Source organism: Amphritea atlantica (genome assembly GCA_024397875.1).
In the GTDB taxonomy this organism is placed as follows: Bacteria; Pseudomonadota; Gammaproteobacteria; order Pseudomonadales; family Balneatricaceae; genus Amphritea; species Amphritea atlantica_B.
In genome coordinates this window covers 3,932,950-3,947,808 of record CP073344.1, presented here as the reverse complement: position 1 = coordinate 3,947,808, position 14,859 = coordinate 3,932,950, and the positions used below count along the sequence as shown (strand labels likewise).

Annotated in this window: 13 protein-coding genes; 3 read left to right on the top strand and 10 right to left on the bottom strand. The window is 52.3% G+C overall.

Annotated features, from left to right (window positions below):
- Positions 1–3: 3 nt before the first annotated feature.
- Positions 4–486: a Spy/CpxP family protein refolding chaperone gene (locus KDX31_18195; GenBank protein UTW03228.1), complete on the bottom strand. Its 483-nt coding sequence runs from the start codon at positions 484–486 to the stop codon at positions 4–6.
- A 162-nt stretch (positions 487–648) separates the two neighbouring features.
- Here KDX31_18195 and KDX31_18190 point away from each other — a divergent pair, with 162 nt between their 5' ends.
- On the top strand, positions 649–1,350 hold the full coding sequence (locus KDX31_18190; protein ID UTW03227.1) for a response regulator transcription factor: 702 nt from the start codon (positions 649–651) through the stop codon (positions 1,348–1,350).
- Between the two features lie 36 nt (positions 1,351–1,386).
- Positions 1,387–2,697 carry a HAMP domain-containing histidine kinase gene (locus tag KDX31_18185; protein ID UTW03226.1) on the top strand — a complete coding sequence of 437 codons (1,311 nt, stop codon included), beginning with the start codon at positions 1,387–1,389 and terminating at the stop codon, positions 2,695–2,697.
- A gap of 10 nt (positions 2,698–2,707) precedes the next feature.
- Here KDX31_18185 and KDX31_18180 read toward each other — a convergent pair whose 3' ends face one another.
- From KDX31_18180 to glnK (KDX31_18140), 9 genes are all read right to left on the bottom strand, one after another.
- Positions 2,708–5,446: an EAL domain-containing protein gene (locus KDX31_18180; GenBank protein UTW03225.1), complete on the bottom strand. Its 2,739-nt coding sequence runs from the start codon at positions 5,444–5,446 to the stop codon at positions 2,708–2,710.
- Positions 5,447–5,498: 52 nt separating this feature from the next.
- Positions 5,499–6,920 carry an N-succinylarginine dihydrolase gene (locus tag KDX31_18175; GenBank protein ID UTW03224.1) on the bottom strand — a complete coding sequence of 474 codons (1,422 nt, stop codon included), beginning with the start codon at positions 6,918–6,920 and terminating at the stop codon, positions 5,499–5,501.
- 18 nt (positions 6,921–6,938) lie between these two features.
- Complete coding sequence (gene astD, locus KDX31_18170) at positions 6,939–8,411, bottom strand: succinylglutamate-semialdehyde dehydrogenase (GenBank protein UTW03223.1); 1,473 nt, start codon at positions 8,409–8,411, stop codon at positions 6,939–6,941.
- 3 nt (positions 8,412–8,414) lie between these two features.
- Complete coding sequence (gene astA, locus KDX31_18165; protein ID UTW05446.1) at positions 8,415–9,440, bottom strand: arginine N-succinyltransferase; 1,026 nt, start codon at positions 9,438–9,440, stop codon at positions 8,415–8,417.
- A gap of 67 nt (positions 9,441–9,507) precedes the next feature.
- The gene (locus tag KDX31_18160; GenBank protein UTW05445.1) at positions 9,508–10,731 is read right to left on the bottom strand and encodes a hydrolase; all 1,224 of its coding nucleotides are present in this window, start codon (positions 10,729–10,731) and stop codon (positions 9,508–9,510) included.
- A 2-nt stretch (positions 10,732–10,733) separates the two neighbouring features.
- Complete coding sequence (locus tag KDX31_18155; GenBank protein UTW03222.1) at positions 10,734–11,948, bottom strand: aspartate aminotransferase family protein; 1,215 nt, start codon at positions 11,946–11,948, stop codon at positions 10,734–10,736.
- Between the two features lie 139 nt (positions 11,949–12,087).
- The gene (glnK, locus tag KDX31_18150; protein ID UTW05444.1) at positions 12,088–12,426 is read right to left on the bottom strand and encodes a P-II family nitrogen regulator; all 339 of its coding nucleotides are present in this window, start codon (positions 12,424–12,426) and stop codon (positions 12,088–12,090) included.
- A gap of 169 nt (positions 12,427–12,595) precedes the next feature.
- Positions 12,596–13,855: an ammonium transporter gene (locus tag KDX31_18145; protein ID UTW03221.1), complete on the bottom strand. Its 1,260-nt coding sequence runs from the start codon at positions 13,853–13,855 to the stop codon at positions 12,596–12,598.
- A gap of 52 nt (positions 13,856–13,907) precedes the next feature.
- A complete protein-coding gene (glnK, locus tag KDX31_18140) occupies positions 13,908–14,246 on the bottom strand; it encodes a P-II family nitrogen regulator (protein UTW03220.1) in 339 nt (112 codons plus the stop codon).
- Positions 14,247–14,585: 339 nt separating this feature from the next.
- Here glnK (KDX31_18140) and KDX31_18135 point away from each other — a divergent pair, with 339 nt between their 5' ends.
- On the top strand, positions 14,586–14,852 hold the full coding sequence (locus KDX31_18135) for an accessory factor UbiK family protein (GenBank protein ID UTW03219.1): 267 nt from the start codon (positions 14,586–14,588) through the stop codon (positions 14,850–14,852).
- The last annotated feature ends 7 nt before the right edge of the window (positions 14,853–14,859 follow it).

The window sequence follows — 14,859 nt, the reverse complement described above, 5'->3', positions numbered from 1 at the left end:
CGATTAAGAGCGGGGTTTCTCTGGTCGCATCTCCATAAACGTTTGCTGTTGTTCCGGCGTCAGAATTTCAAACATCGCTTTTTTCTGCTGAGCACGCATCTGAATCATCTGTGCCGTTTGCTCCTGCGCTTTAGTGACCAGGTCGGCGACCTGCTGGTCGTAGTCAGAGGCATTAACATCCAGATTCCTCAGGGCATGATGCATATCTCGCATTGCACCTCGCTGATCTTGTCTCTGACCGCGCTGTTGTTGGAAAAGTTCCTGCATCTGGTTTTTCTGTTCAGCCGTCAGGCTGAGCTTGTCTGCCATCTGATCCAAACGTCTGGCGGAATGTTTGCCTTCCATCTGCTCATACTTGCCATGGTGCCCACCCTCGTGGCGGTCACCGCAACGATCCCAGCCATCTTTAGCTGACGCCAGACCTGCGCTCAGGGCGCCGGCGCCGATGATGGTGGCTGTGATACCGATAATAAGTTGTTTACGCATGATTGTTCTCCTGAAGCATGACGTGTTTCGATGGGTGCAGTATGACTCTGGCCCCTGCTAAGTTGGGTAAAGGCGGTGTAAAGTTTGGTAAAGGGAGGCGCTGACAGGTGAAATCCCCCGCTGGCTTGATTACTCTGGCATTATCTGGAAAGGGAACGAATTATGAGTGATAACCTTAAATTGTTGCTGGTTGATGATGATCAGGAGCTGTGTGAGCTGATGGGGCAGTATCTTCAGTCTGAAGGCTTTGAGGTCAGTTTCGCCCATAGCGTTGAACAGGCACTGCCATTACTGCAGCAGGATGGCCGTTATGATCTGCTGATATTCGATATTATGATGCCAGGCCAGAGCGGTCTTGAGTTGTTACAGCAGGTCCGCCCCCGGATTAAAACTCCGGTGATCATGCTGACCGGACGGGGTGAAGATATTGACAGGATTATCGGACTGGAGATGGGCGCCGATGATTATCTGGGTAAGCCCTGTAATCCCCGTGAACTGGTGGCCCGCATCCGGGCGGTTCTGCGCCGCAGTGGACAGCAACTCGCACCCGGGGAGAGTTCTGACAGGTTAGAGATGCATGGCATTGAACTGGATTCCGGTAAACGCCAGGTTCAGGTGTCTGGCACAGAACTTGAGTTAACCAGTGCCGAATTTAATGTGCTGGCAGAGCTGATGCGCTCGGCAGGCGCCATTGTGAGTAAAGATGATCTTACTGAGAAAGTATTGCATCGCAAACTGACCGCCTATGACCGGGCGATCGATGTGCATGTCAGCAGGGTACGGCAAAAACTGGCGGGGGTGCTGCCTGGTCGGGAGTTGATTAAAACGGTTCGTGGCGCGGGCTATATGTTGGTAAACGAGTAATGATATCGTGAGACGCGAGCAAGGCAGGAAACACTGATGGCGATTCGCTGGTATAAACGACTTTTTCTGAAAATATTTGTGACGGTCTGGCTGACCAGTTTTTTGGTGATCGCCCTGACTGCCTTTGTCATCGGTCACCTTTCAGACCAGCAACGTGATCGTGATGTATTCAGTGCCCGGGTGTTGGGGCAAGCGGAACTGTTGATTGATCGCTATGAGCGCGACGGTCACCTGCCCTCCCCGAAAGAGTGGCGCCGCGGTCACGATGATGATCATGATCATAAGGCACCACGGATTTTCCCCTCCCGGGTGCAGATTACCGAGCTGAATACCGGCCAGGTTATCTTCGGTCGCGAAGGTAGCAGGAAGTTCCGAAATCCGGTGATGTTTACCGTGATTTCTGACACTAACCGGGAGTATCAGGTGGTGGCCGAGACCCGCACCCGTCCGGATCTGACAGCGAAGCTGTTCGGCTTCTTTCTCTCTGTTCAGGTGGTACTGTTGATGGTGGTTGCTGCAATCGCCGCACTGCTGATCAGCCTGATGGTGGTCAGACCGGTTAACCGCCTGCGTCAGTATACCCGTGACCTTTATAACGGTGATCTCAGTGCCCGGACGGATGATGGTCTCAGCCGTCGCGGAGATGAGATCGGTGAACTGAGCCGTGAGTTCAACCGTATGGCGGAGTATGTCGAACAGACATTGCAGTCCAATACTCATCTGTTGCAGGATGTTTCTCATGAACTGCGCGCTCCGCTGGCGCGTTTGCAGATGGCTGCAGGGCTGGCTGGGCAGAAAATTCCCGAAGCCGGTCAACAGTATATTGAACGGATCAATCAGGAGTGTGACCGGATCAACCGGCTGATAGATGAGATTCTCAGTCTTTCCCGGCTGGAGCAGATGGAAGTTTCAGATCAGAGCTTTGAGCTGACCCGGGTGATCGATACTCTGGTAGAGGATTTTCGCTTTAGCGCGCCACATCATCCGGTTCACTGGACCCCGGTCGACTATCGCATAAAAGGTAACCCGGCGTTGCTGGAGCGGGCGCTGAGTAATATTCTGGGAAACGCCGTTAAGCACACCCCGGCAGACACTGACATTACGATTTCGGCAGAGCTTGTCGCAGGAAAAGTCCTGATTCGGGTTGCTGACACAGGGCCGGGACTCAGTGCTGAACAATTAGACAAGATGTTTAAACCCTTTGTCCGTTTTACCGGGCAGCAGAACGGCTATGGTCTCGGTCTGAGTATCGCTCAGCGGGCGGTACAGTTATTGGGCGGAACGCTCACTGCCCGCAGTGATTTGGGCAAGGGTCTGGAACTGTTGCTGTCATTTCCGACGGCCTGAGAGGATTGGATCAGGCTTGTTCTGAGCTGGTTTCTGCTGTCGCTGTAGCGGTGTCCAGAATAGTATTGATCGGGCGCGGACGGCTGATAGTGTAGCCCTGAGCATAATCGACACCCAACTGTCTGAGTCGCTCCATAATCTCGTCCGTTTCAACGAACTCGGCAATGGTTTCCATCCCCATGATATGGCCGACCTCATTGATTGAACGAACCATCGCTTCGTCGATCGGGTCGGTGATTATATCCCGCACGAATATGCCGTCGATTTTGAGCAGGTCCACCGGCAGGTTTTTCAGGTACGCGAAAGAGGAGAGGCCGCTGCCGAAGTCATCAAGGGCAAAGCGGCAACCCAGGCTTTTCAGTGAGCGGATAAATATCTGGGCATCTTTAAGATTGGCAATTGCCGCCGTTTCTGTGATCTCAAACTTGATCATGCGTGCCGGAACAACCCCCTGTTCAATGCTGCGGATAATGTACCCCAGCAAGGCGTCATCGCCCAATGACTGGCCAGACAGGTTAATCGCCAGGCTATCAATATGGTCAAGGTGATCAATATTTTTTGCCATCCACTGCAGGGTATTCCGGATCACCCAGCGATCAATCTGAGACGCAATATTGTATCGTTCAGCGGCCGGGAGAAAGGCGCCGGGAGCGACCAGATCGCCCGATTCAGACAGTAGCCGGATCAGCACTTCATAGCCAGTGTTCTGCTTTTTTTGCAACGGCACAATCGGCTGAACGTAGAGCTGGAAGCGATTATCATCCAGGGCGTGGTGGATCTCGCTGGCCCACTGTATATAGCCTTTGCGAATCAGTTGCTGCTCATCATTGTCATTGTAGATATGAAACCGGTTGCGGCCGGCATCTTTTGCAGTGTAACAGGCCGTATCCACATCCTGCATCGCGCTAATAGCACTGGATGTCTGCGGGTCTATCACGGTGAGTCCGGCACTGATCTCAACCTGAAAGTTGTGATCTTCCCACTGGAAACGGAATTTTTTCAGGTCATTCATGATCATCTGTATGACCCGCTCACCCTGCGCCAGGCTAGCATTCTCGAGCAATATCAGAAACTCATCGCTGCCTGGGCGTGCGAGGATATCACGGCGGCGAAGCTTATCTCTGATAAGGTTACTGATCTGGCGCAACAGATCATCCCCCGCCATGTGTCCACAGGTGTCATTGACGATCTTAAACTGGTCGATATCGATAAAGCAGAGGACATGGTGGGAGTGGTGATTGTGGGCGTGTTCCACGATCCGGGTCAGCTCATTTTCAAACTGTCGGCGGTTTAATAACCCGGTAAGTGAATCATGGGTGGTTTGGAAGTTTATCTCATCGGAAATTCGGCGTACTTCAGTGATATCTTCCTGCAGTGCAATAAAATGAGTGATTTCGCCAAAGTTATTCGTGATCGGGGATATAACCTCTTCGGCCCAGTAAAGCTCACCGTTCTTCTTTCTGTTATGAAATACGCCGCGCCACTCCTGCCCGGCCAGCAGAGTTTTCCACAGATCTCCATAGATCTCTGCTGTGGTCTCTCCGGAGTTGAGCAGCCGGGGATTTTTGCCGATCACCTCATCCGGATAATAACCGGTAATATCCGTGAAACGGGGGTTAACGTACTCTATCTGGCCGCTTTTGTCGGTTATCACCACAACGTTAGGGCTTTGTTCGACAGCCATCGACAGTTTTTTCAGCGTATTGGTGGTGGTCTGCTGCTCTGTTGCATCGTTGAATACACCGACACCACCATTTATCTGGCCCTGAGCATCCCGCAGAGGAACAAACTCAGCGATCAGATACATTTTTCGCTGGCCTGTGACTGAGACATAAGGACCTTCGAAAAGACCGACTTTGCCATTTAATGCATCTTGCAGGGCTGCCCGGAGCTTTTCATCGGTCAGCTTGTCCAGCATGTTGAAACCCACCAGTACTTTATCGGAGGAGCCAAGAATCTCTCCAAAGCGCTGGTTGATCATGGTAATGACTGAATCCTGGTTATAGTGGAAAATTCCGACAGGCGAGTGTTCAATGATTGAACTGAGGCGTTTCTCGCTGTCATGCAACTCCCGGGTACGCTTCCGGACACTGGCTTCAAGATTGTTTGCCCAGCGGCGCTGTGCGGCAGAGAAGGTGAACATGACCGGCGACAAAAAAAGTAAAAATATAATGGCCAGCCCCAGTTGCTGAGCGAGTCGCTGGTTCAACAGGGATTCAATCTGGCTTATTTCCATATCGGCGGCGGTGATAAAGAAGCTGCCATCGGGGGATGTTTGAGGGATAAAGACGCTCCGGAAACTTCCCCACTTATCTGTGATATCAAGAAAAAGCGGTACCTTATTGGCAAAGACCTCATTTATTCTGGGATCAGCAGTCTCGTAGGGTTCGAAATAGCTGTATAGCTCTTTACCAGACGCCAGTTCAGCCTCTGTCGCGCTGGAACTGGTGAAATAGACGGTGTTCCCCTTTTTTATCAGGGTATAGAGGTAGATAGCGTCAGTATTCTGAGCGTATTGAGATAGCTGTAGTGTGTTTTTCAGGTCGTTTGCCGGATCGATATCGCCTGGTTTCATGTCCCGGTGATGGAAACTGTAGGGCAGTAACAGAGGAGCGGCGAGGGCGCTGGTAGTCAGAGTGCTATCAATCTTTTCATAGATACGACTCTGTTCACGTGAGTAATCCCACACAAGATAAAGAACTACCCAGGCAATATATACCAGGACAGCAATGTACACTCGGCCGGTCATCTTAAAAGTCATTGTGAGAGTATAGGTATGATTATACTAAAAGTGTGTGTTTTTATACCTGAAACGGGTAGAGCCCCGGGAGCTCCAGTATCTCCGTTAGTTCATCCAGGGCTGCCTGAATCTCAACCGGGAGACAGGGATCTGCCAGATCATCCGCTGTGAGTTGCTCCCGATAGTGTGTGTTGATCCAGCTTTTCAGCCGGTTGTAGAGGGTGAAATCAAGCATAACGCCCGGATGTACTGCATTTTGCTCAGTCTGACTCAGCGGAACTCTGAGACGCAGGCAGGCGGGGCCTCCACCGTTGTTCATACTCTGGGTAAGATCGATATACTCAACGGCCGCTACCGGGTTATCGCCCGCAATTAACCAGTCAATGGCTTTCAGGGCTGCGTCGGAAGCCAGGCAGTTTGTTGGCGCCAGTAACAGCATCTGTTTGGCTTCAGCGTTCAATATGTCAGGGCTCTGAATATCAGGGCTTTGCTTGTCAGGGGGATGAGGTGAACTAACGGGCGGCGATACGCTGATCAGCTGGCTATTAAAGAGATAGCTGGAAACCGCCTCCCTGACACTGAGCAGGTCCTGACTGAACTCAGTAATAATCAGGGGCTCACCACGGGAGTAGTCGGGGTGTTGCCACTGCTGTTGCAGTTGCTGCAATACCCGAGTCTGGTTGAAAAACGAGTCCTGATGCAGCATCAGAAAGTTACGGTGGCCGACACCGATAACATCATGGTGAAATACGCCCTGATCGATAACGGTCGGGTTTTGTTGTGCAAGAACGACATTAGCCGCCGGCAGCTGATGCTGTCGTACCAGTGTTTCACAGGCCGCCAGAGTCTGTCGGGCAGGATAGCGCTTCGGGGGTGGATTATTGCTGCCACGACCGTAGACCAGCAGGGTTATCCCGGGCTGGCTGTGAGAATCACACAGCCGCGTATGGTTGGCCGCACCCTCGTCTGCATAATCGCTTTGGCAAGGGAGTGATGGGTGATGACAGAAATGGGCCGGATCACTGAAAATCCGTTTTAGCATGTCGGCGCTGTAGTTCGTTTCAATCGAGCGGTGTAGGGTGGTGATCAGATTGGCCGGGGTGAAATGAACTCTGCCGTCCGGGCAGTCTCTGCTGGCGGAAACGGTCGCCGCATTGGCGGCCCACATGGTGGATGCGGAGTAGCATGCGGCCAGTAAATGGGGCGCCTGACGGTATGCCTGTCCGATAATCTCCGGAACTGAACCGCTGAAGCCGAAACGCTGCAACGTCTCAATATCGGGGCGGGAAGCGGGCGGTAAAACCCCCTGTACCTGCCCCAGCTGCACCAGGCGCCACATCTTTTCCAGCCCCTGAAGGGCTGCCTGTCGCGGTGATGCGATCTCCCCTTTATGTTGATCTGAGGCGATATTCCCCGGCGACAGGCCCGCATAGTTATGGCTTGGTCCGATCAGTCCGTCGAAGTTAACTTCCCGATAAAGCATAGCGCCTCCGTGACCCTGTTACAGTTCCAGCCCGGGACTGAGCTTATCCGGCAGGCAGGGTGAACTGCTTTCGATGGATGCCACCGGGTAGGCACAGTAATCTGCTGCGTAATAGGCCGACGGACGATGGTTACCGCTGATACCACAACCGCCAAACGGCATCGCACTGCTGGCCCCTGTCAGGGGACGATTCCAGTTGATGATGCCGGCGCGGATATGGCGTTTAAAGTGTTCATATTGTTCTCTGTCATCACTAAACAGGCCGGCAGAAAGGCCGTAACTTGTGTCGTTAGCGCTGCTAATAGCGGCATCGAAACTGCGGTAGCGGATCACCTGCAGCAAGGGACCGAAATATTCCTGGTCGGGTAACGTTCCTACGGCAGAGGTATCGATGATTGCCGGTGACAAAAGTGTTCCAGCGCTGTTTTGCAGCTGCGTCTCGAGGCGAACAGAGGCGCCGTTCTGAATCAGTTTCTGTTGCCCCGTGAGGATTGAGTCAGCTGCCTGTGTACTGATCAGGGTCCCCATAAACGGTTGCGGATCTCCGTTGTAGGCACCGATCCGTATTTTACGGCACCGCTGTACCAGTTTATCCACGAAGTGATCCCCCCAGTCGGAGTCCGGCACCAACAGGCGACGGGCGCAGGTGCAGCGCTGTCCGGCACTGATAAATGCAGAGATAATCGTATCGTGAAGTGTCGCTTTGAGGTTGTGTACCGGAGTAATCACCAGCGGATTATTGCCGCCCATCTCCAGTGCCAGAATTTTTTCCGGCTGGCCGCCAAACTGGCGGTGCAGTAACTGACCGGTCACTGCGCTGCCGGTGAAAAACAAGCCATCAATGCCCTGATGCGAGGCGAGTGCTTTACCGGTTTCGCTGTTACCCTGGATCAGATTCAGTACGCCGTCAGGCAGCTCTGCCTTTTGCCACAGGTGTAACATCAGTTCAGCGCAACGAGGGGTCAGCTCGCTGGGTTTGAAGACCACGGTGTTGCCTGCCAGCAGTGCTGGAAGAATATGCCCATTGGGCAGATGCATGGGAAAATTGTAGGGACCGAATACCGCGACCACGCCGTGAGGTTTATGTTGCAGAACCTGATCCCCCTGAGGACCGTGTTCGATCCGGGTCGGACAACGCTCCTTATGGGCACGGATAGAGATATCGGTTTTCCCGATCATCGCGGTTATCTCCGTGCGGCTTTCCCACAGGGGTTTTCCGGTTTCCTGACCGATGGTATCGGCGAGCAGTTCAGAATACTCTTTCAGCAGCTCGGTAAAGCGCAGTATATAACTCTGGCGCTGTTCCAGTGTCATGTCACACCAGCGCCCGGATGCGTTACGCGCGATCTCCACCGCCTCACTGACCTGCGATCCGGTGGCGCTATGGCCCTGCCATATCCTCTGGGCTGTTGCAGGGTTCAGTGAGGTAAAGCGTTCGCCTTTTCCCTGAACCCAGCGGCCGTTTATAAACAGAGATGCGTTTGCTTTCATGACTTAGCTCCTGCTCTTTAAGGGCACAACCCTTACCCTGTCGCCTTCACTGACCTGCAACAGGTGTGCGAGTTCTGCTGTCAGGGTTATCCGGCCTTCGGAGGGCGCTATCTCTACCACGGTGCAGCGGAAGTTTTGCAGCAATGTATTGCTGATCAGGAAAGGGGTTGTATGTTGCTGAAAGGGTCCGATATGGACCTCCACATAACGGCTTTTTCTGACGGCGCGGATATCTTTAAGCTCACAGGCCAGAGTGGGACCCGCATCAAAAATATCGATGTACTCCTCATAGCGAAACCCTTCACTTTCCAGTAGCTTGCGGGCGGGGACTGTTTGCTCATGGACCTCTCCGATGACCTGTCGGGCGGCTTCCGGCAACAGGTGTATATAGATTGAGTGTTTCGGCATCAGCTCAGCAATAAATACTTTATTGCCTAGCCCTGTGAGGTAATCCGCTTCAGAGAACTCCATACTGAAGAAGTGCCGCCCCAGACCATTCCAGAAGGGGGAAAGACCCTGAGCGTCACTGACGCCGCGCATCTCCGCGATCACCTTGCCGGGGAAGCGCTGTTTGAATTGAGCCAGAAACAAAAAACGGCAGCGGGACAGTAAACTGCCGTAATTGTCGCGCCGGTATTCCGGATCCAGATAAAGGGTACAGACTTCGGTGCAGCCGGTGTAGTCGTTACAGAGGTAGAGGGTCTGAAAACTGTTATGCACACCCAGCTCGCGGGATGCATGAACAACCGTTCCCAGGCGATAATGATAAAACGGTTCCCGCAGGCCAACCGCAGACTCGATACCGCAGACGCCGATCACTTTGCTATCCTGTGCAGCTTCGAGAACGAACAGGTAACTGGCGCCGAGCGGGTCTGCTGTGGTCTGACTAAAGGCGACTTCAGAGGCCATGATTTTGGCTTCAAGCAGGTCCCGGTTGCCGGGCAGTGAGGTGAATCCCGGACCGCTGTCCATGGCCAGCTCACAGAGGCGATCCAGATCTGATAATCTGATGGGGCGAATTATACTGATATCGTTCATCCCTAATCTCCTCTGTCTCGTTCTGAAGTAAAGCTTAGCTGCAACAGCAGATAAAAACTTACTGCATAGGTTGTCTGCGCCAGGTTTCCGGTTGCTCGGCCAGCCGCAACAGTATCAGTGTACTCAGTCGGGCGCGTTCGACCAGGCTGGGAAGCCGGATAAACTCCCTGTGGCTGTGAATATTGCCGCCCAGTACACCCAGGGTGTCAACATTGGGCAGCCCCGCCGCCGATAGATTATTACCATCACAGCAGCCTCCGGTTGGCTCCCATGAGAGAGGCACGCCGAGTTGTCCCGAACATTCGGTAACCAGCTGGAACAGCGCGAGGTGGGCCTGGTCTAACATTTTTGGGGTGCGACCGAAACTGCCATGCAGAGCCAGTGAAATCCCCTCTTTGCTGTTGATCTGCTGTCCGATTGTTTGCAGTTGCTGCTGACACCACTGTTCATCTGCGCGGATCCGGGTGCGAATATTAAAGCGGCAGTGGGCCTGATCGGGTACCTGATTGGTGGTCACTCCGCCATTGACGATGCCAACATTGATGGTGACCCCGTCGCGTTGCCCGTTCAGTTGATCAATTGCTGTTATATACTCGGCCATAGCACAGATTGCATTACGACCCAGATGGTGTTCCCGGCCGGCATGCGCGGCTACGCCCGCGATAATCGCCGTGAAATTGCCGCTGCCTTTGCGCTCACCGGCCAGTTGTCCATTGGGCAGTGCCGGTTCATAGATCATCCCCACATCATGATGTTCTGCCTGTTGTGCCAGAATCGGTGCAGAGCCGGGTGAGCCGATCTCCTCATCAGGGTTCAGAATAACGGTCCAGCCGATTCGTTGCGCCAGGGGGGATTGTTCAAATGCGCTCAGGGCTTCCAGCATGACTAACAGCCCGCCCTTCATGTCGCTTACTCCCGGCCCCTTCAGCGTCTGGTCATCTAGCCACTGACACTGCTGAAATTCTGATTCTGTCGGAAATACGGTATCGAGATGGCCGGTGAGCAATACCTGCAATGGGGCGTCCGGGCGTTTGCTCAGAATATGCAGATCCCCGAGGGGATTCTCGACGGCACGGCCATCGGAACGAAACAACGTATAGGGAGGCAGAGTTCGTTGCTGATGGTCACAACTGAGTCGCTTGCAGAACATGTCGCTCAGCAATGCGCCGACCTGATTAACTCCGGCCTCGTTGAGGGTGCCGGAGTTAATCTCAGACAACCTGATAAGAGACTCTATTAGCGACTTTTCCCTAGTCGATAGGGCGCTCACCGGGCGGGTCATCATTAGGTACCTGGTAAACCCATTTTCAGGGCTAGCATGGCCTCAGTCAGTTGCTTCAGGCCTTGATTGATATCTTTTGGCGGAATAACCAGCGAGGGAGTTAATCTCAGAATATTCGGACCGGCGGTTAAAACCATTACACCCTGTTTTTCCGCTAGTTGTTTTAGTTCGCTTGCTTTGCCGTGCCACTTTTCTTTCAGTTCACAGCCTATTAAAAGGCCTTCTGAGCGGATATCACGGAACAGACCTATCTTCTCATTGAGTATATTTAAGCTATTGATAAACATCCGCTGACGCTGATTGACTCCAGACAAAAGAGTGGGGTCATTGATCAGCTCCAGTGCTTTTGAGGCCACCGCACAGGCCAGTGGATTACCGCCGAAAGTACTGCCATGGCTACCGAAACTGAAACTCGCGGCTATTTTTTTAGTGGTCAGCATTGCGCCGATTGGAAATCCGCACCCCAGTGCTTTGGCACTGGTCAGAATATCCGGGGTAACGTTATATCCCTGGTAGGCGAACAGGTTGCCAGTACGACCCATGCCGGTCTGTATCTCATCAAAAATCAGCAGTGCATTATGCTTATCACAGAGGGCTCTCAGGCCCTCAAGAAAGACCGCTTCAGCGGGAATAATGCCACCTTCGCCCTGGATCGGTTCAACTATCACGGCGCAGGTGTGATCTGAAATATGGTATTCAAACGCGGCCAGATCATTATAGGGCAGGTGCGTGATATCCTCCGGAAGTGGCTCAAAGCCTTCGGTATATTTAGGTTGACCGCCCACGGAGACAGTCAACAGTGTGCGGCCATGAAAACTGTTATTAAAGGCGATGATTTCGGTTTTTTCGCGGCCAAAATGCTCTTTGGCATATCTGCGTGCCAGCTTCAGCGCGGCTTCATTGGCTTCGGCGCCGGAATTAGCAAAAAAGACCTGTTCAGCAAATGTAGCGTCGCACAATTGCCGCGCCAGCCTGATTGCCGGCTCGTTGGTCCAGACATTGCTGAGATGCCAGAGTTTCTGACTCTGCTCCTGTAATACTTTAACCAGCTCAGGGTGGCAGTGTCCCAGTGCGTTAACGGCGATACCGCCAGCAAAGTCGATATACTCTTTGCCTGACTGATCCCACACTCGTGAACCCGCTCCCCGAACCGGGATGATCGGGCTCGGAGCATAGTTGGGAACCATTACCTCATTGAACGTGTTACGCTTGATCATACTGTCAATAATCCTTATCAGCTGGAAAAACTTATCTCTAAGTTTAGACGCTGGAAAAGATTGGACAGTACTATTTGTCCCGTTTTGGGCAAAAAAAAGCACCCATCGGGTGCCTTTAAAAAATAAATTATTCAGTAGCTTATAGTGCGTCAGTGCCTGTTTCGCCGGTACGGATGCGGATCGCCTGTTCAAGTGGCGTAACAAAGATCTTGCCGTCGCCAATTTTACCGGTGTTAGCGGTTGAGGCGATCGCTTCAATCACCTGATCGACTAAATCATCAGAGATAGCCGCTTCAATTTTTACTTTCGGGAGAAAGTCCACAACGTATTCTGCTCCGCGGTAAAGCTCGGTATGGCCTTTTTGACGGCCAAAGCCCTTTACTTCGGTAACGGTGACGCCCTGAATGCCTATTTCTGACAGAGCTTCACGCACGTCATCCAGTTTGAACGGTTTGATTACCGCACTTACCAGTTTCATCATTATTATCCTCGCTTGGATCTGTTGTTCTGACAGGAGATGCCTGCAGGCCTCAGACGGTTGGAGATCAATCTTGGGCCTAGTATAACCAGAATCAATAACTTAATAAAACGTCAGAAGGGGAGCCGAGGCTCCCCTTTTTACAGATATCTATATATCGCTTGTTGAATTACTTACCAGAGGTGAACTCTGGGTAGGCTTCCATACCGCATTCAGCAAGATCAACACCTTCGTATTCTTCCTCTTCGCTGACCCGGATACCGATAACCGCTTTAAGGATTGCCCAGACAACCAGGCTGGTGACGAAGACCCATGTAAAGATAGTAGCAGCACCGATCAGCTGGCCGCTGAAGCTGACGTCACCGTTGGTTACAGGTACCAGCAGCAGACCCAGCAGACCACACACGCCGTGTACAGAGATCGCACCGACAGGATCATCGATACGCAGTTTGTCCAGAGTGATGATCGCGAATACCACCAGTACACCGCCGATCGCACCGAACAGAGTTGCCTGCAGAGCCGTAGGCGTAGAGGGTTCAGCAGTGATGGCAACCAGGCCAGCCAGAGCACCGTTCAACAGCATGGTCAGGTCCGCTTTACCGAACAGCATGCGGGCAGTGATCAGGGCTGCGATAGAGCCACCAGCGGCTGCTGCATTGGTATTCAGGAACACCATTGCAACAGAGTGAGCGCTAGAAACATCGCCCAGTTTCAGTACAGAACCACCGTTGAAACCGAACCAGCCCATCCACAGGATAAAGGTACCCAAAGTCGCCAGTGGCAGGTTCGCACCCGGAATAGCATTTACGCCATTAGCGGTATATTTACCTTTACGTGCGCCCAGTAGCAGAACACCGGCCAGTGCAGCGGCTGCACCTGCCATGTGTACGATACCTGAACCGGCAAAGTCAGAGAAACCAAGGTCGCCCAGGTTGTACATGCCGAAAACGTCATCGCCGTTCCAGGTCCATGCACCTTCCATTGGGTAGATAACGCCAGTCATTACCACAGCGAAAGCCAGGAATGCCCACAGCTTCATACGTTCAGCAACCGCGCCGGAAACGATAGACATGGCGGTAGCAACAAAGACTACCTGGAAGAAGAAGTCAGATGCACCGGAGTAAACAGAGCCACCATCGAATCCTTCTTCAGCAGAGTCGGCCAGAACCTGATCAACATCGAGTTCGCCAATAGTGCTCAGGAACAGGTCGCCGCCATACATAATGTGATAACCGCACACCATGTACATAACGCAGGCAATTGAGAACAGAGCCACGTTTTTAGTCAGGATCTCGGTGGTGTTTTTAGACCGCACCAGACCCGCTTCGAGCATGGCGAAACCTGCCGCCATCCACATAACTAATGCACCACACACCAGAAAATAAAAGGTGTCCATTGCATATTGTAATTCAAAAATTTGATTTTCCATCACTTCCCCCTGAAGCAAACGCTTAGAGCTATTTTAGGTTGTAAGTCAGTTGTTACAGTGCGGTATTGCCGGTTTCGCCGGTACGGATCCGGATAGCTTCTTCAAGATGCATCACGAAAATTTTACCGTCGCCGATCTTGCCGGTCTGAGCCGTTTTGCTGATCGCGTCAACCACCTGATCAACGATGCTGTCCTCCACAGCAGCGTCGACCTTTACCTTGGGCAGAAAATCGACAACATATTCCGCGCCGCGGTAGAGTTCTGTGTGACCTTTCTGACGACCAAAGCCTTTCACCTCGGTGACAGTAATGCCCTGTACACCGATTTCGGAAAGCGCTTCACGCACATCATCCAGTTTGAATGGTTTAATAATTGCTGAGATAAGTTTCATGGGATCTGATCTCCACTGAGTAAAACTGTTTTTAAGGGCTACGCTGGCTACCAGCGCAGCGATATTCGGTTGATCCATACTAAGCATTGAACATGCCATAAAGTTTTTTTTGTTTAAAAACAGCTGGTTGGTATGATTTAGTGCTGTTGTGTGATTCGGTGTTAGCGGTTTTTAAGGCTTTCTTGATGAATCACTGGTGCACAATTGTTGTGCAGGCACTTTTTTGGTGCGTTTGCCGGTGCGTACAGGCTTTCCGTTAAATGTGGGTCGGGTTATTGTCCGGTTATTGGTATAGTCTTAATGGAGATGATCAACCGATATTATTTGGATGCATGAGATATGATTAATCACAAAATACTGGAAGGGCTCAGTGAGCAGATCGGCCAGTTATTTGAGCAGGCCCGGCACAGTTCAGCAGAGTCTGAGGTTCAGCAGCAGGTCAGTGCACTATTACAGAGCGCGTTCAGGCGGATGGATCTGGTCAGTCGGGACGAATTTGATGCTCAGAGTGCGGTACTGGCCCGTAGCCGCGCTAAACTTGAACAGTTGCAGTCAGAGATTGAGCGACTGGATCAGATGGTCGATCAGACCGTTAACAAAGCCTAGTCACACA

What these genes read in the sequence shown, in the direction of transcription:
- KDX31_18160 (UTW05445.1), bottom strand. Translation starts at nt 10,731, where the DNA reads ATGACCCGCCCGGTGAGCGCCCTATCGACTAGGGAAAAGTCGCTAATA.
- KDX31_18175 (UTW03224.1), bottom strand. Translation starts at nt 6,920, where the DNA reads ATGCTTTATCGGGAAGTTAACTTCGACGGACTGATCGGACCAAGCCAT.
- KDX31_18185 (UTW03226.1), top strand. Translation starts at nt 1,387, where the DNA reads ATGGCGATTCGCTGGTATAAACGACTTTTTCTGAAAATATTTGTGACG.
- KDX31_18195 (UTW03228.1), bottom strand. Translation starts at nt 486, where the DNA reads ATGCGTAAACAACTTATTATCGGTATCACAGCCACCATCATCGGCGCC.
- KDX31_18190 (UTW03227.1), top strand. Translation starts at nt 649, where the DNA reads ATGAGTGATAACCTTAAATTGTTGCTGGTTGATGATGATCAGGAGCTG.
- KDX31_18155 (UTW03222.1), bottom strand. Translation starts at nt 11,948, where the DNA reads ATGATCAAGCGTAACACGTTCAATGAGGTAATGGTTCCCAACTATGCT.
- KDX31_18145 (UTW03221.1), bottom strand. Translation starts at nt 13,855, where the DNA reads ATGGAAAATCAAATTTTTGAATTACAATATGCAATGGACACCTTTTAT.
- astD (UTW03223.1), bottom strand. Translation starts at nt 8,411, where the DNA reads ATGAAAGCAAACGCATCTCTGTTTATAAACGGCCGCTGGGTTCAGGGA.
- glnK (UTW03220.1), bottom strand. Translation starts at nt 14,246, where the DNA reads ATGAAACTTATCTCAGCAATTATTAAACCATTCAAACTGGATGATGTG.
- KDX31_18135 (UTW03219.1), top strand. Translation starts at nt 14,586, where the DNA reads ATGATTAATCACAAAATACTGGAAGGGCTCAGTGAGCAGATCGGCCAG.
- glnK (UTW05444.1), bottom strand. Translation starts at nt 12,426, where the DNA reads ATGAAACTGGTAAGTGCGGTAATCAAACCGTTCAAACTGGATGACGTG.
- KDX31_18180 (UTW03225.1), bottom strand. Translation starts at nt 5,446, where the DNA reads ATGACCGGCCGAGTGTACATTGCTGTCCTGGTATATATTGCCTGGGTA.